14 protein-coding genes and 1 other RNA gene are annotated in these 24,463 nt (G+C 66.1%); 11 read left to right on the forward strand and 4 right to left on the reverse strand.

Features of this window, described 5'->3' with window-relative positions:
- Positions 1-73: 73 nt before the first annotated feature.
- Genes ACPDIX_RS01855 through ACPDIX_RS01870 form a run of 4 tightly spaced genes read left to right on the forward strand, consistent with a single transcriptional unit; the run spans position 74 to position 3,999 of the window.
- Positions 74-1,186: an ABC transporter ATP-binding protein gene (locus ACPDIX_RS01855; RefSeq protein WP_423430176.1), complete on the forward strand. Its 1,113-nt coding sequence runs from the start codon at positions 74-76 to the stop codon at positions 1,184-1,186.
- On the forward strand, positions 1,179-2,120 hold the full coding sequence (locus ACPDIX_RS01860) for an ABC transporter permease (RefSeq protein ID WP_423430064.1): 942 nt from the start codon (positions 1,179-1,181) through the stop codon (positions 2,118-2,120). Before ACPDIX_RS01855 ends, ACPDIX_RS01860 begins: the two co-directional genes overlap by 8 nt.
- Positions 2,117-2,938 (forward strand): ABC transporter permease, encoded by an 822-nt coding sequence (locus ACPDIX_RS01865; protein WP_423430065.1) that lies wholly within the window; start codon positions 2,117-2,119, stop codon positions 2,936-2,938. Before ACPDIX_RS01860 ends, ACPDIX_RS01865 begins: the two co-directional genes overlap by 4 nt.
- Positions 2,923-3,999 carry a polyamine ABC transporter substrate-binding protein gene (locus ACPDIX_RS01870; protein ID WP_423430066.1) on the forward strand — a complete coding sequence of 359 codons (1,077 nt, stop codon included), beginning with the start codon at positions 2,923-2,925 and terminating at the stop codon, positions 3,997-3,999. Before ACPDIX_RS01865 ends, ACPDIX_RS01870 begins: the two co-directional genes overlap by 16 nt.
- A 92-nt stretch (positions 4,000-4,091) precedes the next feature.
- Here the strand turns inward: ACPDIX_RS01870 and ssrA are convergent.
- Positions 4,092-4,446, reverse strand: a transfer-messenger RNA (tmRNA) gene (gene ssrA, locus ACPDIX_RS01875).
- Between the two features lie 164 nt (positions 4,447-4,610).
- Here ssrA and ACPDIX_RS01880 point away from each other — a divergent pair.
- The 3 genes from ACPDIX_RS01880 to ligA all read left to right on the forward strand — a co-directional run bounded on the left by ACPDIX_RS01880 (position 4,611) and on the right by ligA (position 10,076).
- Positions 4,611-6,689 (forward strand): PDZ domain-containing protein, encoded by a 2,079-nt coding sequence (locus ACPDIX_RS01880; protein ID WP_423430067.1) that lies wholly within the window; start codon positions 4,611-4,613, stop codon positions 6,687-6,689.
- On the forward strand, positions 6,686-7,555 hold the full coding sequence (locus ACPDIX_RS01885; protein WP_423430068.1) for a S1 family peptidase: 870 nt from the start codon (positions 6,686-6,688) through the stop codon (positions 7,553-7,555). Before ACPDIX_RS01880 ends, ACPDIX_RS01885 begins: the two co-directional genes overlap by 4 nt.
- A gap of 82 nt (positions 7,556-7,637) precedes the next feature.
- The gene (gene ligA / locus ACPDIX_RS01890; protein ID WP_423430069.1) at positions 7,638-10,076 is read left to right on the forward strand and encodes an NAD-dependent DNA ligase LigA; all 2,439 of its coding nucleotides are present in this window, start codon (positions 7,638-7,640) and stop codon (positions 10,074-10,076) included.
- A gap of 83 nt (positions 10,077-10,159) precedes the next feature.
- Here the strand turns inward: ligA and leuA are convergent, their stop codons facing one another.
- Both leuA and ACPDIX_RS01900 read right to left on the reverse strand, forming a co-directional pair.
- The gene (leuA, locus tag ACPDIX_RS01895) at positions 10,160-11,821 is read right to left on the reverse strand and encodes a 2-isopropylmalate synthase (RefSeq protein WP_423430070.1); all 1,662 of its coding nucleotides are present in this window, start codon (positions 11,819-11,821) and stop codon (positions 10,160-10,162) included.
- Between the two features lie 334 nt (positions 11,822-12,155).
- Positions 12,156-13,346 carry a Gfo/Idh/MocA family protein gene (locus tag ACPDIX_RS01900; protein ID WP_423430071.1) on the reverse strand — a complete coding sequence of 397 codons (1,191 nt, stop codon included), beginning with the start codon at positions 13,344-13,346 and terminating at the stop codon, positions 12,156-12,158.
- Positions 13,347-13,651: 305 nt separating this feature from the next.
- Here ACPDIX_RS01900 and ACPDIX_RS01905 point away from each other — a divergent pair, with 305 nt between their 5' ends.
- Complete coding sequence (locus tag ACPDIX_RS01905; RefSeq protein ID WP_423430072.1) at positions 13,652-17,542, forward strand: hybrid sensor histidine kinase/response regulator; 3,891 nt, start codon at positions 13,652-13,654, stop codon at positions 17,540-17,542.
- Between the two features lie 251 nt (positions 17,543-17,793).
- On the opposite strand, the gene ACPDIX_RS01910 is transcribed toward ACPDIX_RS01905, so the two are convergent.
- Positions 17,794-18,855 (reverse strand): family 16 glycoside hydrolase, encoded by a 1,062-nt coding sequence (locus tag ACPDIX_RS01910; protein ID WP_423430073.1) that lies wholly within the window; start codon positions 18,853-18,855, stop codon positions 17,794-17,796.
- A 244-nt stretch (positions 18,856-19,099) separates the two neighbouring features.
- On the opposite strand from ACPDIX_RS01910, the gene ACPDIX_RS01915 reads away from it, so the two are divergent.
- From ACPDIX_RS01915 to ACPDIX_RS01925, 3 genes are all read left to right on the forward strand, one after another.
- The gene (locus ACPDIX_RS01915; protein WP_423430074.1) at positions 19,100-22,066 is read left to right on the forward strand and encodes an MGH1-like glycoside hydrolase domain-containing protein; all 2,967 of its coding nucleotides are present in this window, start codon (positions 19,100-19,102) and stop codon (positions 22,064-22,066) included.
- 163 nt (positions 22,067-22,229) lie between these two features.
- Positions 22,230-23,501 carry a lactate racemase domain-containing protein gene (locus ACPDIX_RS01920; RefSeq protein WP_423430075.1) on the forward strand — a complete coding sequence of 424 codons (1,272 nt, stop codon included), beginning with the start codon at positions 22,230-22,232 and terminating at the stop codon, positions 23,499-23,501.
- A 16-nt stretch (positions 23,502-23,517) separates the two neighbouring features.
- Positions 23,518-24,375: an SDR family oxidoreductase gene (locus ACPDIX_RS01925; RefSeq protein WP_423430076.1), complete on the forward strand. Its 858-nt coding sequence runs from the start codon at positions 23,518-23,520 to the stop codon at positions 24,373-24,375.
- The last annotated feature ends 88 nt before the right edge of the window (positions 24,376-24,463 follow it).

Raw genomic sequence — 24,463 nt, forward strand, 5'->3', positions numbered from 1 at the left:
CAAGCAAAGACGCTGTGGTACAAATGAGGCCGTGCACAGTACAGGCAGCCTGGCCAGGTGGGGAGAACCGGGTGTGGAGTCGGACCCGGAACCTCCGCGACCCTGGGCGGTCGAATGCCGCGGGCTCGTCCGGCGTTTCGACGGCGTCACCGCACTGGACGGGGTTTCGCTCGAGGTGGCCCGGGGCGAGTTCTTTTCCTTGCTCGGACCTTCCGGCTGCGGCAAGACCACCTTGCTCCGAATCCTGGCCGGGTTGGATCAACCGGACGCCGGTACGGTTCGTCTTTCGGGCCGGGACATGACGCGGTTGCCGCCCCAGCAACGGCCGCTGAACATGGTCTTTCAATCCTACGCGCTTTTCCCCCACCTGAACGTGCGCGACAACGTGGCTTTCGGCCTGCGCATGAAAAGGGTCCCGGAATCCGTCATCGCGCGCAAGGTGGCGGAGATCCTCACGCTCACGCAAATCGAAGAGCTCGCTCCCCGTCGGCCCGCCCAGCTTTCCGGCGGCCAGCAACAACGCGTGGCCCTGGCCCGCGCCTTGGTGAACGAGCCCGAGGTCCTGCTCCTGGACGAACCCCTGGGAGCGCTGGACCTTCAGCTCCGGCGCCAGCTCCAGACCGAGTTGCGTCAGATGCAGCGCCGACTCGGCCTGACCTTTCTCCACGTTACCCATGATCAGGAAGAAGCCCTGGCCCTCAGCGACCGGATCGCCGTGATGAACCGCGGCCGAATCGAACAGGTGGGCCGGCCCCGGGAGGTTTACGACCGCCCGCGCACGCGTTTCGTGGCGCAGTTCCTTGGACTCTGCAACCTCATCGAAGGCCGTGCGGAAGGCGCCGACGGCCCGTGGATGCGCATGACGACTGCCGTGGGCCCGTTGCGCGTGGCCTCGCCACGCCATCTCGGCTCACCTCCGAACGGACAGCACGTGACTCTGGCCATTCGGCCGGAACGGGTGAGGTTGTATCCGGCGACGCGGCCGCCGCCCGATGCCAACGGCTGGCGCGGCCGGGTCGAGGAGGTGATCTTTCGCGGGGCGGCACTCGAATGCCGCATCCAGTGCGGCCCGGAACGTCTCTGGGCGATACCATCCCCGAACGACGTCGGCCATCCGGCGCCGGCGGCCGGCCAAGCCGTCTTCTGTCATTTCCCTCCCGAAGCCCTGAACGTCCTCCATGAATGAGTCCTGGCTGCATGCCGACCTGGGACACGCCTCCCGTCCGGCGGCGCACGCCCGGCAGACCCACCCCCGCTGCCCTTCATGGACGGCGTGGTTGCTGTGCGGCCCCGCCGTACTCTGGATGGTGCTGTTCTGCCTGCTGCCCTTGCTGGGCCTGCTGGCAGTGGGGTTCCTCAGCCGCGGACCGGATGGCGAGATCACCGGACCCATCACACTGGAGAACTACCGCCGACTCCTCGGCTTTGGCGTATTCGGATTCGATCCGGTCTATCCACGGGTGCTGCTCCGGAGCCTTCTGCTGGGTGCGGGGACCACCGCGCTTTGTCTGTTGCTGGCCCTCCCCTTTGCGCTGTGGCTGATCCGGCTGCCCGAACGGTGGCGTAACGTCGCCCTGACCCTGGTGGTGGTCCCCTTCTGGACAAACCTGTTGGTCCGGACATACGCCTGGCAAATGTTGCTGGACCCGGACAGCGCACTGTCGCGACTCCTCCAAGCCACAGGTTTGCTGGCGCCGGATCAGGGATTGTACCCGGGTTGGGGCGCGGTCTGGATCGGCACGGTCTGTGATTTCCTCCCGTTCATGGTGCTGCCCGTTTACGCCTGCGCCGAGCGAATGGATTGGCGTCTGGTCGAAGCCGCTCAAGACCTTGGAGCGGGGCGATGGCAGACCTTTCGTCACGCCATCTGGCCGCAGATCCGCCCCGGAGCAGGCGCCGGCGCGGTCCTGGTGTTCCTGCCTGCGCTCGGACAGTTCGTGGTCCCCGATCTTCTGGGTGGGGCCCGACTCATGTTCCTGGGCAACCTCCTCCAGCAGCAATTCGGCGTCAGCCGTGACTGGCCTTTCGGTGCGGCGGTGGCCACCATGGCGCTGGTGTTGGTCGCACTGGGCCTCTGGGCGTGGGAAAGGCGGGCATCCGCACGCGGACCTTTCACATGAGCACCGGAACGCATGCTTCCCTCCGCCAATCCGGCCGTTGGATGCACGGCCTGGCAGCATTCGTGTACCTGTTCCTCTACGCGCCGTTGGTCTTGGTGACGGTGCAATCTTTCAACGCCGGCCGGTTCGGCACCCGTTGGGAGGGATTCACCACCGCATGGTACCGCGCCCTCCCACACAATCAGACAGCCTGGGAAGCCAGCCGGAACACCCTGGTGCTGGCCCTGACGAGCACCACACTGGCCACGGTGCTGGGCACCACGCTCGCCTGCGGACTCAGCCGGGGTCGCTTCCCCTGCAGCCAGGCTCTCCAACGGGCAATATCGCTCTCGGTCTTTCTGCCCGACATCCTTTTGGCGGCCGCTCTGCTGCTGGCGATGGCGGTGGTACAGAGCTGGTGCTCATGGGTGCGCCCCGGGCTGCCCGCGATGATCGCAGCGCACGTGACGTTCCAACTCCCGTTCGTCGCTCTTGTGGTCCGTGCCCGGCTGGCCCGGCTCGACCCCGCCTTGGAAGAGGCTGCCCGTGATCTGGGCGCCTCCGGCTGGCAGCTCTTTTATCATGTCACCCTGCCGCTGCTCCGGCCGGGCATCCTGGCAGGCGCGCTGCTGGCCTTCACCCTCAGTCTCGACGATTTCATCGTGAGCTTCTTCACAACCGGCCCGGGCGCCACCACCTTGCCGATCTGGATCTACGCCTCGGCCAAACGCGGGCTCTCCCCGGAGGTTCACGCCCTGTCCACGCTGCTGATCCTGGCCTCGCTCATCCTCACTGTTTCCCTCAACCTCGTACAAAGGAAACCATGGACACCCGGTTGATCCCCTGTCTCGGCCTCCGAAGCCAGGCCCGCCTTCTGTCATGGGTGCTTGCCCTGTGCTTGGGACCGGCATCGCTCGCCGCCGCCGCGGAAGCCCGACTGAACCTTTTCATTTGGTCGGAGTACATCGACCCGGAGGTGGTGGCCGACTTCGAAAAGGCCCACAACTGCCGGGTGACCGTGGACCTCTATGAGGACAGCGAAAGCATGCTGGCCCGCCTGGCCAACGGCGGGGATGCCCTCTACGACGTGGTGGTGCCCAGCGACAACATGGTGCCGGTTCTCATCCGGCGCGGTTTGCTGGCGCCTTTGCGGCACGAGACCCTGACCAATCTGCGTCACCTGGACGAGCGGTTCCGCAATCCCGATTATGACCGCGGACACCGTTACAGCGTCCCCTATCAGTGGGGAACCATGGGCATCCTGCTTCGGCCGCCGCGGGGCACCTCTCCCGAGGCCACCTGGGGCCTGCTGTTCGACCCGGCACGGCAACCGGGCCCGTTTGTGCTCATCGACTCGCCTCGCGACCTTTTCGCCGCCGCCTTTCGCTTCCTGGGCCGAAGTGTCAACACCACCAACCTGGCCGACCTCCGCCGGGCACTGGACCTCCTGGCCGCAGCCCGGCAGAGGGCCCTCGGGTTCGACGGCAGCGTGGGCGGAATGAACAAGGTCCTCTCCGGCGCGGCACGCGCGGCGATTGTGTACAGCGGCGAGGCCGCCCGTGCCATTCGCGCCGACACCAACCTCGTCTATCTCCTGCCGCGAGAAGGGACCATCCTCTGGGTGGACAACCTGGCCATCCCCGCCCGGGCTCCGCACCGCGAGCTTGCCGAACGTTTTATCAACTTCGTCCTGGCACCCCCCAACGCCGCCCGCATCGCCCGCTATACCCGGTTTGCCACCTGCAACCGCGAGGCCCGGTCCCAACTCGACCCCCGGGAAGCAAGCCACCCCGCCATCTATCCCGACGAGGAAACCCTTTCGCGGCTGGAATACCTGAAAGACGTGGGCCCTGCGTCGCGCTGGTTCGACGAGGCGTGGACCCGTCTCAAGGCACGATGACCCCCCACTCCAAGTCACGACCCTGGCACAAGCGGGAACGGCACCGGTCTTTTGACCGGCCCGGACATGCACGCAGTGTCGGAAATGAAAAATGGTGGAGGCGGGGGGAGTCGAACCCCCGTCCCTGACCGCGGTAGCCAGCGGCGCCTACATGCTTAGTCCGCAGAGGATGACGGCGACCGGATCACCTGCGGACGCGAATCCGACCGCCCTGACGGCATGGGATTTTCTCGGGCAGGCCCGCGCCGTCCCCGGACCCGACCCCAGCCTGCTGTGGCGTTCGTCCGGCCTAGCAGGCGTCAGCCGGCGAACGTCGCGGCGCATCAGGCCGCGAGAGCCAACTCTTCGTTAGCAGTTTTCTTTTGATGCGATGATTAACGAGGCCCACGCATCATCCTCGGCATGCCGCCTCTGGCGTCCGGGCCAGGTCGAAACCGGATCGCCCCCACGGAGACTGACTGCCTCTACCATGCTGCGCGTTGCCGGTCCCGTCAAGGCCCTCTGGCCACCCTTGGCGGGGTTCGGCACCACCCCCACCCTGTCCACCGGCCGCTTTTCTCCCACACGCGCTTCCGCCTTGCAATGGAACGCCCCACCGGTAAAAGGAGCGTATGAACAGCTCGCGGCTCTGGCCCGCAAGGGTGCGCGGAACCCGGACACTCGTGATGGCGCTTTTCCTGCTTGCCTGCACACCCATCGGATGCGTCGGTCCGCGCAGCCAGATCACCCTCAGCCAGACCCAGTTGAACCGAGTGGCCGAACAGGTCCGGCCCTCCCTGGTGCGCCTCCGCGTCGTCAGCACCGATTACTACGACGGGCGCGAGGTCAAGAGCCAGTCCGTGGGCAGCGGGGTCATCATCACCGAGGACGGCTACCTGATCACCAACCATCACGTCGCCGGGTGGGCCACCCGGATTTTTTGCACGCTGTGGAACCTCGAGGAGGTGGAAGGCGAACTGGTCGGCACCGACGCCCTGACGGACATTGCCGTGGTGAAGCTGAAACCGGATCGGCCGATGCGGTTCGTCCCGGCCCGTCTGGGCGATTCGTCCCGGCTGAGCGTGGGCGATCCGGTCCTGGCCATGGGCAGTCCCATGGCCCTCTCCCAGTCCGTCACCCTGGGCATCGTCAGCAACACCAACATGATCATGCCCCGTTTCATGGGCCCCTCGGCCCAGTTGCGTTTGGACGGAGAAAACGTCGGTTCCCTCGTCAAATGGATCGGACACGATGCCCCCATCTTCGGAGGCAACTCCGGTGGTCCGCTGGTCAACCTCCGCGGCGAAGTGGTGGGGATCAACGAGATCCGATTCGGCCTCAGCGGTGCCATTCCCATCAACCTGGCCCGTCGCGTGGCCGAGGCCCTGATCGCCGAGGGCCGCGTGCGCCGGAGTTGGCTCGGGCTGGATGTACAGCCCCGGTTCAAAGGCGGCGACCGCGGTCGCGGGATCCTCATCTCCGGCGTTCTCCCGGGATCGCCGGCCGCCCGGGCGGGTTTGCAACCGGGCGATCTGCTCATCTCGCTCAATGGCACGGCCGTGGACGTGCGGTTTGACGAGCAAGTGCCCGAATTCATGCGCCTGGCCACCGCCCTCCCCATTGGCCAGCCCGTCCCCTGCACGGTCGAGCGCGAAGGCCGCGAAATCCACGTGACTCTTGTGCCCGTGGAACGCGGCGATTTCCTGGCCCGGCCCAGGGAGGTCCGGCCCTGGGGCATGACCGCACGAAATCTGACCCCGCTGTCCGCCTTGGAAATGAAACGGCCGGATACCAACGGCGTCGTCGTGACTTCCGTCCGGGCGGGCGGACCCGCAGGAGAGGCGCGCCCCCCGCTGAGCGCCGGCGATGTGCTCGTGGCCGTCAACGAACAACCCGTGCGATGCCTGGCCGACCTGGAGCGGATCACCCACAAGCTCACCAGCGGTAAGAACGAGCCGGTGCCGGTCCTCGCCACGTTCGAACGGGCCGACAAGCGGCTCATGACGCTCGTGCGCATCGGCACCCGCGAATTCGAAGATCCGGGCCGGGAAGTGACCAAGGCCTGGCTGCCCGTGGAACTACAAGTCATCACCCGACCACTCGCGCACGGGCTCGGTCAACCCGACCTGCGCGGTTTCTACATCACCCGTGTTTACCCGCGCACGCCGGCCGAGCGCGCAGGTCTGCAGGTGGGCGACCTGATCGTGGCCCTGGACGGCGAGCCATTGACCGCCACCAGCGCCGAGCACGCCGACGAGCTGAACGCCCGCATCCGACAGTACGACATCGGCGCCACCGTCACCCTGACCGTCCGCCGAAACGGTAAAACCCTTCAGATCCCCGTCGAACTCGCCCCCTCGCCGCGCCTGCCGCGCGAGATGAAGACCTATCGGAACGAGGCGTTCGAGTTCACTACCCGCGACCTCTCGTTCTTTGACCGTGCCGAGGAACAGTGGCCGGAAGACCTCCAGGGCGCACGCGTCACCGAAGTGCGCCAGGGCGGTTGGGCGGACCTGGGAATGCTTTTGGCAGGCGACGTGATCCTGGAGGTGGACGGCCAGCCCGTGACAGACGTGGACAGCCTGCGCCGGCTGATGGACCGCGTGGCCGCCGAGCAAAAGAGCCCGGTCATCTTCAAGGTGCTCCGGGGCATCCACACCCGTTACCTCGAGCTCGAACCGCGATGGAACGATTCCACTCGATCGCCATGAAAACCGCACTCAACTCCCTGAAGATGCAGGCCTGTGCCCTGACGGGCTTGCTGTGCCTCGCTCCCGGCTCCGCCCGGGCGGACGATCTGGCCAGCCGGGGCCGGGCCGTCTTTGAACAACACCATGCCGCCGTGGTCACCGTGCAGCTCGCCATGAAAACCCAGCTCTCCTTCGGCGGCCGGGGGGAATCGGGCAGTGAGAACCGTTCCGAGGCCACCGCCACGGTCATCCGGCCCGACGGCCTGACCGTCACCTCGCTCTCCTCGGTGGATCCCTCGGTCATGTTCAACCGGTTCTCCTCGTTGATGGGCGATGCAGGCGAACGGTTCCGCATGGAATCGGAGATCACCGATCTGAAGATCCTGCTCCCGGACGGAACCGACCTGCCGGCCGAGATCGTCTTGCGGGACCGCGACCTGGACCTGCTCTTTCTCCGCCCGAAGGATCCGCCGTCGCAACCCATGCCCTGCGTGGACCTCGAAAAGGCCGCCACGGCAGACGTGCTGGATCCGGTGGTCACCATCACCCGGCTCGGCCAGGCGGCCGGGCGCGCACACGCAGCATCCTTCGAGCGGATCGCCGCCGTCGTGCGCCGGCCCCGACTGTTCTATGTGCCGGACGACACCATCACGACCACGACGCTCGGCTCGCCCGCCTTTGCCATGGACGGCCGCGTGCTGGGCCTGTGCGTGATGCGGACCGCCGCCGGTGCTCCGGGTGCCCTCTCCATCATGAGCGTGCAGGCGGACACCCAGGCGGCCGTCATCCTGCCGGCGGCTGACGTGCTCAAGGTGGCCCAACAGGTCCCGACCCGAACGGAAAAGACCGGGACGGAACCCCATGCGAACAAGCCCTCCCCACCCTGAGACCGCAACCGTTCCCCTGCCGCCGGCCCGGTGAGACACCGCCCGCCGGCCCGGTCATCCCACCAGTCCCTGTCCAACCGCCATGACTCTCGACCAAGCACGCAAACGTCACGCCGAGCTGGTCCGCGAGATCCGGATGCATGACCACGCGTACTACGTGGAGGCGCGTCCGAAGATCAGCGATCGGGAATATGACCGGCTTTTCCAAGAGCTGCTCGACCTGGAACGGCAGTTCCCGGAGTTGGTCACACCGGACTCGCCCTCCCAGCGGGTGGGCGGTCAACCGCTGGAGGGGTTCCGCCGGATCCGTCACCGCGTTCCCATGCTCTCGCTGGAAAAAGTGCGGCCGGCCGATCATCCCACCAGGGCCGAAGAACCGGACGACGCCCTCCGCAAACAGCGCCAGGACCAAAACACGCTGAACGAGCTCCGCTCCTGGGATCTGAACCTGCGCAAGCAACTGCGGCTCGACCGACTGGAGTACGTGATGGAACCCAAGGTGGACGGCGTCTCCATCAGCGTGCATTATGAAAAGGGGAGATTCGTTCTGGGGGTGACCCGCGGCGACGGCACCACCGGCGACGACATCACCGCCAACCTCCGCACCATCCGCTCCATCCCTCTGGCCCTGCAAATCCAGGATCCACCGGCCCATCTGGAGGTCCGCGGCGAGGCCTATATGGCGCTGAAAGATTTCGAAGCCCTCAACCGGCAGCTCGAAAGCGCCGGTGAGGAACCGTTCCCCAACGCCCGCAACGCCACGGCCGGCACACTGAAGTTGCTGGACCCGCGCCTGGTGGCGCAACGACCGCTCCGCGCCGTCTTCTACGGAATCGGCCACTGCGAGGGGATCGAGTTTCGTACGCATGCCGAGGTGTTGCAGTCTCTGCGGCGCTTCGGTCTGCCGACCCAGCCGGAATGGTGGCTGTGCCGGGACATGGACCACCTGCTGGAGATCTACCGTCGCGAAGTGGTCGCCGATTATCGGGAAGAAAAAGACCTGCGCGCCCGCCTGCCCTACGAGATTGACGGCGTCGTCATCAAGGTCAACGACATGACGCTCTGGCCCCGCATTCCGGCCAAGGCACGTGCCCCGGGGTACGCCATCGTGCACAAACCGATCCACTGGATCGAACCGGCCGAAACCGTCCTGAAGGCCATCACCGTCCAAGTGGGCCGGACGGGCGTGCTCACCCCGGTGGCCGAACTCGAACCGGTGTTCGTCCAGGGCTCCACCATCTCCCGCGCGACGCTCCACAACGAGGACGAAATCCGGCGCAAAGACATCCGCATCGGCGACACGGTGGTCATCCGCAAGGCGGGCATGGTGATCCCCGAGGTGGTGGAAGTGGTCAAAAGCAAACGCCCTGCCGGCACGCGACCATTCGACCTGTTCGAACACGTGGGCGGACGTTGCCCGGCCTGCGGTGGGCCCATTGCCAGGGAACCCGTCTCCACCGGCGAGGGCCAGGAGGTCGCCTGGCGATGCCAGAACGTGGCCGGATGCCCCGCGCAGAAGGTCCGGCGCCTTGAGTTCTTCACCCAGCGCAAGGCGCTGGACATCGAGGGCATCGGAGGCATCGTGGCAGAGAAGCTCATCGAAAGCGGTCTGGTGGACGAGCCGCTCGACCTTTTTGAGCTGAAAACCGAGGATCTGGCGCGCCTGAACCTGGGGACCGAGGAAGCCCCGCGCGTGTTCGGCGAGAAAAACGCCCGCAAGGTGCGCGAGGCCTTGGAACGGGCCCGCACGCTCCCCCTGGGCCGCTGGCTGTTTGCCCTCGGCATTCCCAACGTGGGCGAGGTCACCGCCCACGACATCGCCTCCTTTCACGAGGATCTCGAAAGCGTGGCCCGGTCGCCCCTCCTGCAGGGTGTGGTCCGCCTGGAGGAGCTCGCCCGGGAGGCCGAGGCCGTCAATCCCCACTCGCGCAAGAACCCGCCCCGGACGGAGGCCGAACGTCGGCGGCGCACCGAACAGTACGAAGCCCTCCGGCAGGAGGCCGAACGCATCGGGCGGGAGCTGATCGAGGCCGGTTTCGCCCGGCCTGCCGCCCGCAGCGGCGAGGGCGGATTCCCGGCCTGTGTGACCAAGGTCGGCCCGGTCGCTGCCCGCAGTGTGCTGGAGTTTTTCGCCTCGCCGGCGGGCAAACGCGTATTGCAGCGACTCAAGACACTGAAGATTCACCCGCGCGGTGCCCGGACGGCCGTTTCCGGCGGGCCGCTCGCAGGAAAGACGCTCGTCCTCACAGGGACCCTCTCGAGCTGGACGCGCGAGGAGGCATCGGAGCTGATCCGCCAAGCCGGCGGACACGTGGCCGGATCCGTCAGCAAAAACACCGACTACGTCGTGGCGGGGGAAAGTCCGGGTTCGAAACTCGACAAGGCCCGCGCCCTGGGCGTGCCCGTGCTGGACGAAGCGGCCTTCCGGAAGCTGCTGGTGGAGGCCGGCGTTCTGAAGGACTCCGCCCAGACAACCGGCCAACGTTACGGCGGCGGATCCGCCCAACCGGAGCTTTTCTGACCGCCGCCGGGGCCCGCAGAACGGACCCCCTCGGCGGCCCATCCCGCCGCCCCGAGCGCCGCCGGGCCGCGGCGAACCGGGTCTCAGCCCATCGCACGGTTCACCGCACTGAGCACCGCACGCACACCGGCCAGTTCGATGTTGGTGTCCACACCCGCCCCCCAACGGGTCCGGCCGTCATGGAACCGAACCTGGATGTAGGCGATGGCGCTGGCTTCCTCGCCGGCGCTGAGGGCGTGTTCGCTGTAATGGACAATCTCGAACTTTGGTACACCGTGTCCCACCAGGGCATGGACCAGCGCGGCCAGCGGGCCGTTGCCCTCGCCGCGCACTTCCACCGGCTCGCCGTTGCGTTTCAGACGGGCCACGCACTCGACCCGTCCATCCCGACTCCGTGTTTCGAAGCCCACCAGCTCCCACGGTCGGGTGCGTTCCACGTATTCGCGCCAGAACATGGCCTTCAGTTCCGCGCCGCTGACCTCGCGCCCCAACCGATCCACCTCGTCATTGGCAATCGGACCGAACTCGCGCTGCAGTTCCTTCGGCAGCTCGATGCCGTATTCGTTCTCGAGCAGGTAGGCGACACCACCCTTGCCGGACTGGCTGTTGACCCGGATGACCTCCCGGTATTGCCGCCCGATGTCGCGAGGATCAATGGGCAGGTAGGGCACATCCCAGTACTGCCGTTTGCCCTCGTTCCACTCCCGCAGTCCCTTCCGGATGGCGTCCTGGTGCGACCCGCTGAATGCGGTGAAAACCAGCTCGCCCGCGTATGGATGCCGCGGCGGTACCGTCATGCCCGTGCAACGTTCGTACACCTCCCGCAACCGGTTGATGTCGCTGAAGTCCAGCCCCGGATCAATCCCGTGCATGTACAGGTTCAGTGCCACGGTGACGATGTCGAGGTTGCCGGTCCGTTCCCCGTTGCCGAAGAGCGTGCCCTCCACCCGCTCCGCGCCGGCCAAGAGCGCCAGTTCGGTCTTGGCCGTGCCCGTCCCCCGGTCATTGTGCGTGTGCACGCTGATGATCAGGGAATCGCGGTTGCGGATGTTGCGGCAGATCCATTCCACCTGGTCCGCGTACACGTTGGGCATCGCCACCTCCACCGTGTCCGGCAGGTTCAGGATCATCTTGTTCTCGGGTGTCGGCTGCCAGACCTCCATCACCGCCTCGGCCACTTCCTTGGCAAACTCCACCTCGGTCGCCGAAAAGCTCTCCGGCGAGTACTGCAGGCGCACTTCCGTGCCCCGGAGCCGCGGCAGGCGGTCCTTGATCATTTGTGCCCCACGCACCGCCACCTGGATGATCTGCTCCCTGGTCATGTTGAACACCACCCGCCGCTGGGCCGGAGAGGTGGAGTTGTACATGTGGATGATCACCCGGCGCGCCCCCACCAGGGACTCGATGGTCCGTTCGATGAGGTCCTCGCGTGCCTGGACCAGCACTTGGATCCAGACGTCCGGTGGGATCCGGCCCTCCTCGATCAGGCGCCGGTTGAAGGTGAACTCGGTGTTGGAAGCCGAAGGAAAGCCGACCTCGATCTCCTTGAACCCGCACTTCACCAGGGTCTGGAACATCTCCAGTTTCTGACTGACGTTCATGGGGATGGCCAGCGCCTGATTGCCGTCGCGCAGGTCCACACTGCACCAGATCGGGGCGCGCGTGAGCACGCGGTTGGGCCACTGGCGATCCGGCAGCTGCACCGGAGGAAACGGCCGATACTTCGTCCAAGGTTCTTTCAACATAATCCTCGCCTGTTGTTCGGCTGCCGGCCGGCACGACGGGAAACGGAAACCCCGCTGCCGGGCGGCAGCGGGGTTTCAACCAAAATTCAACATCACGAACACTTAAAACCCTGCCGCCGCGCCGCGCCCACGCAGCGCTCCCGACAACAGCAGCAGGTTTAGCCGACCGTTCATGACGCACCCAACGTAGTCCGCACGCGGTTCTGCGGTCAAACGGTTTTTCTCGCCACAGCCGCTGTGCTCGGGGATGCCGGGTCGGCCCTGCCCCCCGGCAAGCAACAGGCCCGCGAGCCATTCGGACCGCGGGCCTGGTCAGTAGATGCCCCGCCAACCCTCAGATCTTCTTGGGCAGGGCCGTCCAAGCGCCCTTGTTCTTGCTGCTCTTCACGCAGGTCTCGATGAAGGCGATGCCCATCCAACCGTCCTCGACGTTCGCGTACTTCGAGCCGTCGCATTGGAACGGTTTGCCCTCTTTCCAGGCCCGCACATCTGCCTCGAAGCAGCGGTGCAGGCGGGCAAAGGCATCGTGGAACCCCTCCGGATGACCGCTGGGGATGGTGACCTCGGCCAACAGGTCGGCCGGCATGTCCTTCGGCAGGAACCCGTCGCCGGGCGTCACCGCGCCGCGCCAGTAAACCCGATCCGGCTGCCCGTTCAGGTAGACCACAACCTTCTCCGGCTCTTCCTGTCGCCATTCCAGGGTACCCTTGGTGCCGGCAATGACGATCCCCAGGTCATTCTTGTGGCCGATGCAGATCTGAGAGGCGCGGACGAGGGCCTTGCCGCCGTTGTTGAGTCGGCAGTAGATGGTGAAATGGTCGTCCAGCGGCCGGCCTTCCACGAAGGTCTCCAGATGCGCGCTCACGTGCGTCACCTCCAGACCGGTGACATAACGCAATTGCATCAGGGCGTGGGTGCCGATGTCGCCCCCGCAACCCGAGAGACCCGCCCGTTTCGGGTCCACCCGCCACGCGGCCTGCTGCTGGCCGGTGGCCTCCAGCTTGGTCGCCAACCAGCCCTGCAGATAGTAGCTGTCCACCCACCGGACTTCACCAATTAACCCGCTGCGCACAATGTACCGGGACAGCCGACTGGTCCAATGACCCAGGTACGTGTGCGCCACGCCGAACGGAATGTTCTGCTTTCGCACCTCCCGAACCAGCGCGTTGGCCTCCTTCAGGTTCAGGCAGAGAGGCTTCTCGCAAAAGACTGGAATCCCGGCCTTGAGGGCCTTCATCGCCGGATCGAAGTGCACATGATTGGGCGTGACAATGAGGATGTAGTCCAGCCTTTCCTCCTCGGGCAGTGTCGCGTTGGCGGCGATCATCTCGTCATAGGAACCGTACCCCCGGATGGGATACGCCCAGTTGGCCGCCTCTTCCAGCGCGATTTTGGGGTCCGGATACAACGCGCCCGCGGTCACCCGCCGGGTGCCGTCCATGTTGATCGCTCGTTGATGGGGATGGACGATGAACGCGCCGCGTCCACCGCCGACCAGGCCGACATTGAGAGGTCTTTTGGACATAGGCTGCTGGTTCTTTGCGCTCGTGATTGGTTTGGGTTCGGGCGGTCACGGGCCGGTGCCAAGTCCGACCCCGTACGCCGCCGGCAGAGTAAACCGCCGTCACCGGTCACTGCCAAGCTTTTTCCAAACCGTGGCAATTGATGGCCGGGGAAGCTGACCCCACGGCCCATCCCATCCCTGCGGAGCCGCACCGTCCCCCGGCCGTCCCGCCAACTCCGTGAAAAGAACTTAAGTGGCTGAGAGGTCTCTCCGATAATCAAGGCACCGGGACCTCGCATGGAATACGGGCAAGCACGGATGCGCCGATGAAAAGACGCTGGTGGAGCCTTCTGGCGCTGGCCCTCAGCACCTGGCTGGGCCGGTCTTTCCTCTGCCTTTCCCTTTGGAGCGCACCGTCGGACGTGCCCATTACCTCGGTGGCGCAGTTTTGGTCGGCCCCGACAACCGACTTTGCCCGGGGCCTGCCGGTGCAATTGGAAGGCGTGGTGTTGTACGAAGATCCGGAGTGGCATCTCTTTTTCTTCCAGGACGACACAGGTGTCTCCTACTTCACGCCTCCGGACGACTTGGGCGGATGCAAGGCAGGCGACCGCGTCCGGATCAGAGGCACCACGGCCCTGGTGGGCACAGACCGCCGGATCACCGGTATGCAGGTGGAGGTGCTGGGAACCGCCAGCCTGGGTGCCGCCCCCACCCTGCCCCTACATGAGTTCACCAATGCCAGTCCGCAAGCTCTACGCGTGTCACTCCTGGGCGTGGTTCGCGCGGTCGAGCCTCTCGAGGGAAACCGCGCCCGTCTGATCCTCGACATCGGCGCCGGGCGGCTGCAGGTTTTCGTGCGCCGCGCCGCACCCGAACAGCTCCGCCCGCTCCTCTACGATGTCGTTCGCGTGGTCGGATTGCGCGTGCCCGCTCGCCAGACAAGTCCGGAACGGTTACCCGTGGAGTTGCTGGCAAAGGACCTCGAGGACGTGCAGCTCCTCCGGGCAACCCCGGACGACCCGTTCCAAGCCCCGCTGACCACCGTCGCCAACCTGCAGGCGGGTGCGAATGTCCAGCCGCCCCTCTCCCTCCACAGGATCCGCGGCCGGGCGCACGATCACGTGGTGGGGCGGTCTTTCATGCTGGACGATGGTACCGGCCGGATCGAGGTATACAGTCCCCAGACCCTGGTGCTGACCAACGGCAGTCCGGTCGAGGTTGCCGGATTCCCCACCCGGGTGGGGACCAATCGTCTGGTGCTCGATGAGGCGGTATTTCGTTACACCGTACCCGGATGGGCCGCGGATGCAGCCGTGACCAATCGGTTGTTCGATTCCGTCCCGAATATCCGCGCCCTGACACCCGAGCAAGCCGCCGCGCGCAGTCCGGTCTCCCTGCAGGCCGTCGTCACCTACCACGACCCCAACTGGGGCGTCCTGTTCGTTCAGCAAGGGGACAGTGGCATTTATGTGCAGTGTGTGCAGCCGCCTCCACCCTTGCGCCCGGGAGACCGGGTTCGTGTCGAAGGTGTCACCGGACCCGGTGGCTACGCACCGATCATCGAGCAGGCAAAGGTCACCCTGCTCCATCATGGTGAACCGCTGCATCCGGTGACCGCTCGGGAATCGGTTCTGTTCTCAGGGTTGTTGGATTCCGTCTGGGCGGAGTTGCGCGCCCGGGTTCATGCCGCCCGGAAGGTTGGGCCCAATCTGGAACTGGAACTCCACACGCTCCGGGGCGGCATTCAGGCGTGGCTCCAGGGCTGGGGCGACCGCCAGGTGCCGGAAGGATGGATCGGACTGCCGGTCCGCGCCCGCGGCGTCGTGGGTTCCCGGTTCAACGCCTTGCGCCAGTTCACGGGCGTGACCTTGCACATCCCGGGGGAGTCGTTCCTCGAATTCCTCGAGCCGGTCCCGGACGATCCGTGGGACCGGCCGGTGACGCCCATCCGGGATCTGCTCACCTCCCGCACGACCGCCCAGGATCTGCCCCGGACAAAGATCCGGGCGGTCGTCACCCACGTCCAAACCAATGGCTGGACCGCCGTGGAAGACGCCACGGGCGGCCTCTGGCTGCACCTGCCGGATTCGGGTCTCGAGCCCGGGCAGGAGGTTGAGATCCTGGGGTTTGCCACCACCCGCGGCGCCTTCCCCACCTTGGAACACGCGGTCGTTTGCGTCGTCGGCCGCATGCCGCTGCCCCCGCCTGTTCGCGCCACGGCTGCCGCCCTCTTTGCACCGGAGCTGGAAGGCCGGCGTGTCCAGGTGGAAGGAACCCTGGTGGAAAACCAGGCCGACCTGACGCGGCCCTACCTGTTGCTGGATGACAGCGGCAGTCTGCTTCACGTCTATCTCCCTGCGGATGACTCAGCCCGACGCGTGCGCCATTGGAAGCCGGGCAGTCGGGTGGCAGTGACCGGCACCTGCCAGCTCCAAGCGGATGAGTGGGGACGACTCCGTGCCGTGCGACTCCTGACCACCTCGCCCGCCGACCTGCGTCTGCTGGCCGGTCCACCCGTCATCACGCGACGGCACCTGGCATGGATCGGCGCGGGCACGGGTCTGGCCGCCCTGTTGGCCCTGCTTTGGAGCTTCACCCTCCGGCGGAAAGTTCAAGCCCAGAGGCGTTTGCTGGAGGAACAGTTCAAGCGGGAACTCGACCTGAAACAGCGTTACGAAGACCTCTTCGAAAACGCCGCAGACGCGGTCCTCTTCCTGGATCCGGAAGGCCGCCTCAGTGCCGTCAACCGGGCCGCCGAGAATGTGCTGGGAGCAGCCAGGGATCAACTGCGTGGCCGGCTGTTGACCGACCTCCTGCACCCCGAAGACCGCCCGAAGGCGCTGGAGGCCCTCAAAACGATTCGAGAGGGTGGCTCCTGCGCGCCGTTCGAAACCCGTCTGCTCCCGCGGAACCGGAAGGAACCCGTGCTGGAGCTGCACCTCCAACCCGTCAAACGCGACGGGCAGCTCATCGGCTTGGAATGCATCGGGCGCGACCTCTCCGAACGGCGCCAGCTCGAGGTCCAGCTCCGCCAGATGCAGCGGCTGGAGTCGGTGGGACAACTGGCCGCCGGCGTCGCGCACGATTACAACAACATCCTCACCGTGATCCTCGGCCATACCGGCATGTTGTTGCACGAGGAAACCCTGCCGACGCAGTTCCGCGACTCGATCAAGGAAATCCAGGACGCCGCCGCGCGTGCCGCAAATCTCACCCGCCAACTGCTGGCCTTCAGTCGCAAACAAGTGATGAAAGCCCAGCCGACCAACCTCAACGAGGTGGTCAGTGACCTGGCCAAAATGCTGCGCCGTCTGGTCAGCGAACACATCGAGCTGGTCCTCCAGCTCGATCCCTCGCTCTCGCCCATCCACGCCGATGTGGCCATGCTCGAACAGGTGATCGTCAACCTGGCGGTCAACGCCCGCGACGCCATGCCCGACGGCGGCACCCTGACCGTCCGTACCGAGACCGTCGAAGTGACCCGAGAGCAGATGGAACGCTGGCCCGACGCCATCCCCGGACGGCACGTCCGGCTCACCGTCACCGACACCGGCATCGGTATGGACGCCGAGACGCTGCAACACATCTTCGAACCGTTTTTCACCACCAAACCGTTCGGGAAAGGTTCGGGCCTGGGCCTGAGCACCGTCTACGGCATCGTTAAACAACACAACGGCTGGATCGAAGTGGAAAGCCAGCCCGGCCAGGGCAGCAGCTTCCGCGTTTATTTCCCCGCTCTGAAGGCCCCGGCCCGCATGGCCGCCACATTGGGAGACCCGGCCGGCCGCGCACCACGCGGCAAGGAAACCATCCTGGCCGTGGAGGACGAGCCGGCCCTCCGTCTGATGCTGGCCAACGGGCTGCGCCGTCTCGGCTACCAGGTGTTCGCCGCCGCCAACGGCCAGGAAGCGCTTCAAATATGGGAAAAACACCGCGACCAGATTGACCTGGTCATCACGGACATGGTCATGCCCGGCGGCATGAACGGCACCGACCTGGTCAACCGGCTGCGCGCGGACCGTCCTCGTCTGCGCGTGATTCTCTCCAGCGGGTACAGCCAGGAATTGTTTGGAGCGGATCTGAACCAACTGCCCGGCACCTTCCTGCCGAAGCCTTACACGCCCACCAAACTGGCCACCGCCGTTCGAGCCTGTCTGGACGCACCACCCCCGCCGGACGCTCCCACAGCCCGAGCCGAAACCGCCACCGTCTGAGCCCGCCGGGCCCGTGCCGCCTCACCAGCCGTCCGCATCCGGATGGCACTCGCCGCGCAACCCGGCCGAACCCGACCTTTCCCCAACCCGGCCGGCATCCTGCCGGGCACGGTGGATTCGAACCGGATACACGGCCGCGCGCCCAAGTCCCTGGGCCACAAAGGGTTCGCGCGACCGGCTGTCCACGCGATCCGCCGAAGTTGCGCACGCCGGCGGCCGCACCCGCTCTCGATCCCCGTACGGCCCGGGATTCAGCGCCGGCGCGTGGCCCGGTTGGCGCCCTCTCCCACCGACCAAATGATTTCGTCCACCTCGCCGTCCGGCCCGGGTTTGAACTCGATCTGCAGGTCGGTGGATTTACCGAAAAACTTCGTCTCGGACTCCGCGTACAGGGTCACGCTTTCACCCCCGATCCGGGCCACCAAATAATCGCCGTCCCGCGTGATGGTGATCTGGTCGTAGCGACCCGTGTACCGGTCCAGGAGGCTTCGCGGTAGCAGATACTCCGGCTTCGTGGGAGGCCCCAGTTCGCGCACCCAGATGTTGCGGAATCGTACCGGATTGCCATGGTCCTGCAGACTGATGGGCAGCTTCTGCGGATGTGCCCGGTACGGCGGGCGATTGATCCACTGCGTCGGGCCCGTCAGGGGCACGTGATACTGCACCAACACGCCATTGTGAAACACGGTCAGCCGCGCCGGTTCCACCAGGCGTCCTTCCGCATCGAATCGCGGGGCCAGGTACACCACGTCATAGGTTTGCCACTGACCCGGCGGCCGCGACGCGTTTACCAAAGGGGGATACTGTCCATATACCGCCGCGGCCTGGCCATCCGCATAGGTCTCGTTCTCGTACGAATCGAGGATCTGCACCTCGTACCGGTCCAGGCCGAAAAAGAGCCCGCTGTTGCCCCGGCCCTGGCCGGATCCCTCGGGTTTGGCCGGCGCCGCCCATTCAAGGTGAAGCTGGACATCTCCGAAACAACGTCGGGTCCGGATGTACCCGCTGCCGGGCGTGCATTCCATGATGCCATCGCGCACCACCCATTTGGAGGGTGAACCGTCCATGGCACACCAGGCGGACAAATCCCTGCCATCGAACAGAACCACGGCATCCGACGGCGGCCGGCCGGGCTCGGCCTGGGTACTGGGCGCCGGCGGCACGATCACCGACGGGCGCGGACGCGTCCGATCATGCGGAATCCAACGCGGATCCGGTTCAGACGGGGGAAACCCTGCATGAATCGTTACCAGACCACTCAGCAGTACGAGGCCCGGAGTGCACAGCAAAAGAAACGACCGTGACGCTTTCATGGCATTGTCGGTTGAGTGTTCCCCGGGGCCCGAGGGACCCGGGCCCACGCGCGCGCAGCCTATGCCGGATGAGCCTGCCACACAAGCCACGGCTGCACCCGACCGTCGGAGGCCCCGCGCTCCGGATGGCTCAGGCTGCCCCGGCCCGGCCGATCCCATGCCCGGCCGAGCCCCGGTCACACCACGCTCACCGCAGGGCCGGCCAGGCTTGACCGCACCCGTCAACCCGGGCCTTCATGGGCCCATGCAACACGGTGGGACCCGATTCTTCCGACTCCTCAGCCCGATTCCAGCAGCCTGCTGGTGCCTGGCCGCCGCAGACCTCGCCGCCTCCCCAACCCCGCGCGATGCTCTGCCCTCCCTCCGGCCCTGGCAGGCCCAATGGATCTGGGGCCAGGACAGCGACGTGCACGGTTACAACCAGGCAGTCCTGGCGCGGAAGTCGTTCCGGATGGACGAATGTCGCCGGGCCACCCTTCGCATCACCGCCGACACCTGGTACCGACTCTGGATCAACGGGACCTGGGTCAACGACGGCCCGTGCCGAAGCTGGCCGACTCATTTTCAATACGACGCGCTCGACGTGACGCCCTACCTCCGGCCCGGGCGCAACGAACTGCGAGTACTGGCGCGCTACTTTGGCGCGGGCGATTTCCATCACATCCCCCAACAAGCCGGCCTGCTGGCCCAGTTGGACATCGAGACGCCATCGGGGCGCTTCCTCACCGTGGCCACCGACCGTTCATGGGAGGTGGCCGCCTACCCGGCACTCCTTTCGCGCACGCCCAAGATCAGCATCCAGATGGGACCCTGCGAATGGTTCGACGCACGCGCGGCCGACGCCCTCCGCTTCCGCCCGGCCCGGGTCCTCTTCCCCGCCGAAAAGGGCCCCTGGCAGGATCTGCGCCCGCGCGATGTGGCGCTCCTGACCCGTGCGCCGGCCTCGTTCCAGTCCCTGCTCCACGCAAGGGCGGTCCGGGCTGAAGGATGGAACTTCTGCGTGCCGGCGGCGCGGCTGGTCAATCCCGGTCTCATCGAGGCAAACCATCACGCCAGTTGCGGCTTCGGCATGGCCACCGTCGTGGAGGTGTCTGCGCGCACCCGACTGCACATCCGCAACGACGGCATGAAGCTGGCCCTGAACGGACAACCGGTGCAACGCGAGATGGAGCTTTCCCCCGGCCGGCATCTCCTGCTGGGTTTCTCCAGCCGCTTGTTCGGCCATGACAAGGAAAAGGCCGTCCGATTTCTCGAACCGCAGGGATACCGCCTGGTCAACCCTCTCCATCCGGATGCAGAGAATCCCTGGATCTTTATCTCGCTGCCCGAGTTCGCCGTCGCGACCAACGACCTGGTTTGGGTGCAGTTTCGGGACCTGGACCCGCGCCTGGGACAACTGGCCCGCGCTTATGAAGAACAGACCGACGCCTGGCTGCGCTCCGTCACCAACCTGACGCTTCTGCAAGAGACACTCGGACCCCGCTGCGTGGCGCTGCCTGCGGAAAAGATGTTCGTCGAGGACGTCTTCTGGCGCTTCACCCACCGCCAGGTGCTCGAGAACACGCCGGTGCGAGTGGACAACCCGGCCGGCATGCTCCACGACAATGCCGAAGTCACAGTGGTCCATCCGCCACCCCGGGGCGACGCCGAGCTGTTGCTCGACCTGGGTGAACAACGCGTCGGCTACTGGACCTTCGACTTGGAAGCCGACGCGGACACGCTCGTGGACATGGCCGCCGTGGAATACATCGCACCCGACGGCCGCATCCAGTGGCCGTGGGTCAACCGCAACGCCATGCGCTACATCACCCGCGCCGGACGCAACACCTACGTCTCCGTCCAACGACGCTCCGGACGCTACGTCTTTCTCACCCTGCGCAACTTCCGCACACCCGTCCGAATCCGACATGTCGGCGTCATCGAGGCCACCTACCCGGTCGAGTACCAGGGGGCCTTCCGCTGCAGCGACCAGCGCCTGACCGAGATCTGGAACATCTCCGCGCGCACCCTGAAGCTGTGCATGGAAGACACCTTCACCGACTGCCCGCTTTACGAACAAACCCACTGGGTGGGCGACGCCCGGAACGAAGCCCTGTTCGCCTACGGCCTGTTCGGTGCTCACGACCTCGCCCGCCGTTGCATCCGCCTCACGGCAGAGTCGCTGGACCGCTTCCCCATCGCCGGTTGTCAGACGCCCTCCTCCTGGGACGTGCTCATCCCGGCCTGGAGCTTCCTCTGGGGGATCTCCATCTGGGACCATTACTGGGAAACGGGAGACCGCGACTGGCTGCGAGAGGTTTACCCGGCCATGATCCGCAACCTGGAAGGTGCCGCCCGCTACATCAACGAACGCGACCTCTTCTCCGCGCCGTTCTGGAACTTCTTCGACTGGGTCAACCTCGACCAGGGCCGGCAAACCGTCCTGCACAACTCCTTGCTCCTGATCGGGGCCATCGACGCCGCCCTCCGCGCAGGCGAGGTCCTCGGAGACAACCGGCACACACCGGACCTGCGCCGTCTTCGCGAACGCCTCACACGCGGCGTGCAGCAGCTCTGGCTCCCGGACCGGGGCGCCTACGCCGACGCCGTCCGAGAAGACGGTTCGCTCAGCCCTGTGATCAGCCAGCACACCAGTTTTCTGGCACTGCTGTTCGACGTGGTACCCGGGGAACACCGGGCAGCAGCCCTGCGCAATCTCACCAATCCACCTCCCGACATGGTACAGGTGGGCTCCCCGTTTGCGGCCCTCTACCTCTACGAAGCGCTGGAAAAATACGGACTGGAAGAACGAATCGTGGGCGAGATTTACCGGCACTACCTGCCGATGCTCGAGGCCGGCGCCACCACCGTCTGGGAGAGTTTCCCCACTGGCACCACCGGCGGAGGGCAGTTCCCCACCCGCAGCCACTGCCACGCATGGTCTTCGGCCCCGGTGTACTACCTGAACCGCATCGTCCTCGGCATCGTCCCGACCGCACCCGGAGCGGCGGAGGTCCGCATCAGCCCGCGCCTGTTCGACCTGGGCTGGGCCCGGGGCCGCACGGCCACGGTGCGCGGCCCCGTGGAGGTCTCCTGGCGCCGCGAGGGCCAGGTGCTCCACGTTACCTGCAGCGTCCCGCCAGGCGTAAAGGCCCGCTTCGAGCCGAACCCGTCCCACGCAGGGCTCCAGATCATCGTCAACGGCCGGCCCTGGACCGGGGGCACACCCTGAACGCCGCCTCCAACCCCATCCGATTGCAAAAGGCACCATCATCCCACGTTCGCGCCGGCTGCCACCCGTGCAAAAAACCGCGGGTGCCGCGCACAAAATCGTGATTTTTTCATTCACGCCCCCGGACTATCCTGCCGGGCGTTCGACACAGGGAAATACCGAGATGCTGTACTGCGAAACAGGTTCCGCCACGGCGCAACTCACGGAGAACGATCTCCGCAGGGCATTGTTTGCCGCTTTGGACCGGCTCGGCCCGCGGCAACGGGTGCTGGTGGTGCCGCCGGATTTCACGCGGTTTCATTCCCAGGCCGGTCTGCTGACCCGGCTGGTGTACGAGTACTACGGTTCCCGGCTGGTTGACGTCCTCCCGGCACTGGGGACCCACAGCCCCATGACGCCCGGACAGATAGCCGAGATGTACGCCGGCGTGCCCCCCGGGCTGTTCCGCGTGCACAACTGGCGCACCGGCGTGGTCACGGTGGGCGAGGTCCCTGCCGAATTCGTCCGTGAAGTGTCCGAGGGCGCGGTGGACTTCCCCTGGCCCGCCCAACTGGCACGGCTGATCTGGGAAGGCAACCACGACCTGGTGCTCTCCATCGGTCAGGTGGTGCCCCACGAGGTCATCGGCATGGCCAGTTACAACAAGAACCTCTTCGTGGGCACCGGCGGCGCCGAAGGAATCAACAAGAGCCACTTCATCGGCGCAGCCTACGGCATGGAACGGATGATGGGGCGCGCCGACACACCGGTGCGGCGCATCCTCGACTACGCATCCGACCGCTTCCTCAAAAACCTGCCCGTGGTCTACATCCACACCGTCGTCAGCCGTGGCGAGGACGGGCGGCTGCATGTCCGGGGCCTGTTCATCAGCGACGACCGGTCCGGCTTCGAAAAGGCCGCCGCCCTCTCGTTGCAGGTGAACTTCGAGATGGTCGACGAGCCGCTGAGCAAGGTGGTCGTGTACCTCGACCCGGGCGAGTTCAAGAGCACCTGGCTCGGCAACAAGAGCATCTACCGCACCCGCATGGCCATGGCCGACGGAGGCGAACTGATCGTCCTGGCACCGGGGCTGCGGGAGTTCGGTGAGGACCCGGAGATTGACCGGCTCATCCGCAAATACGGCTACCGCGGCACACCCGCCACCCTGCAGGCCGTGCGGGAACAACCCGAATTGCAGGCCAACCTCAGCGCCGCCGCCCATCTCATCCACGGCAGTTCGGAAGGTCGCTTCCGCATCATCTACTGCCCCGGCCACCTCACGCGCGAGGAGATCGAAGGGGTCGGATTCGAATACGCCGATCTGGCGACCATGCTCCGGCGGTATCCACCCGACCGGCTCCGCGACGGCTGGAACACACTGCCGGATGGGGAACAGGTTTTCTTCATCTCGAATCCCGCCCTGGGCCTGTGGGCCTGGCGCGGGCGCTTCGTCTGAACGGATTATGGCAACGATGCAACTCCCGTTTCGGGTCAATCTGGAAGGCCGGGTGGCTCTGGTCACCGGCGGCGGCGGCGTGCTGTGCAGCGTGATGGCGCGGGCACTGGCCGCCTGCGGCGCGCGTGTGGCCGTGGCCGACCTCAAACAGGAAGCCGCGGACGCCGTCGCCAAGGTCATCCGCGAGGAAGGGGGCACAGCCCTGGCCGTGGCCTGCGACGTCCTGCAGCGTGACAGCCTCGCCGCGGCCAATGAAACCGTCAAACGCGAGCTCGGTCCGGTGGACATCCTGGTCAATGGCGCAGGTGGCAACCACCCCAAGGGCACCACGACCCATGAACACCTCCGGCCGGAAGACCTCCAGGCCGCCCAGAAGGAGGTGGTCACCTTTTACGACCTGGACCCGAAGGGCATCGAATTCGTGTTCAACCTCAATTTTCTGGGCACCCTGCTGCCCACCCAGGCTTTCACGCGGGAAATGGCCGCCAAGGGACGGGGCGTGGTCATCAACATCTCCTCCATGAACGCCTTCCGTCCATTGACCAAGATACCCGCCTACAGTGCCGCGAAGGCCGCCGTGAGCAACTTCACTCAATGGTTGGCGGTTCACTTCTCCAAGGTCGGCATCCGCGTCAACGCCATCGCCCCGGGCTTCTTCGTGACCGAACAGAACCGGTCGCTGCTGCTCAAGCCCGACGGCTCCTGGACGCCCCGCGCCCAGACCATCCTGGCTCACACCCCCATGGGACGGTTCGGGGAACCCTCCGATCTGGTCGGCACCCTCCTGTGGCTGGTCAGCGATGAGGCGGCCGGGTTCGTCACCGGCGTGGTGGTGCCCGTGGACGGCGGTTTCGCCGCCTTCAGCGGGGTCTGAGCCGGCCAAGGCCGGGCCTTGCCGTGGTCACCCGGCACGCGCACATTACCGCACGAGCGGAATCGGCCCCGGGCGGGCGCCGGGGGCC

Origin of the sequence: Limisphaera sp. 4302-co, assembly GCF_049537155.1 — a bacterium.
Lineage (GTDB): Bacteria > Verrucomicrobiota > Verrucomicrobiia > Limisphaerales > Limisphaeraceae > Limisphaera.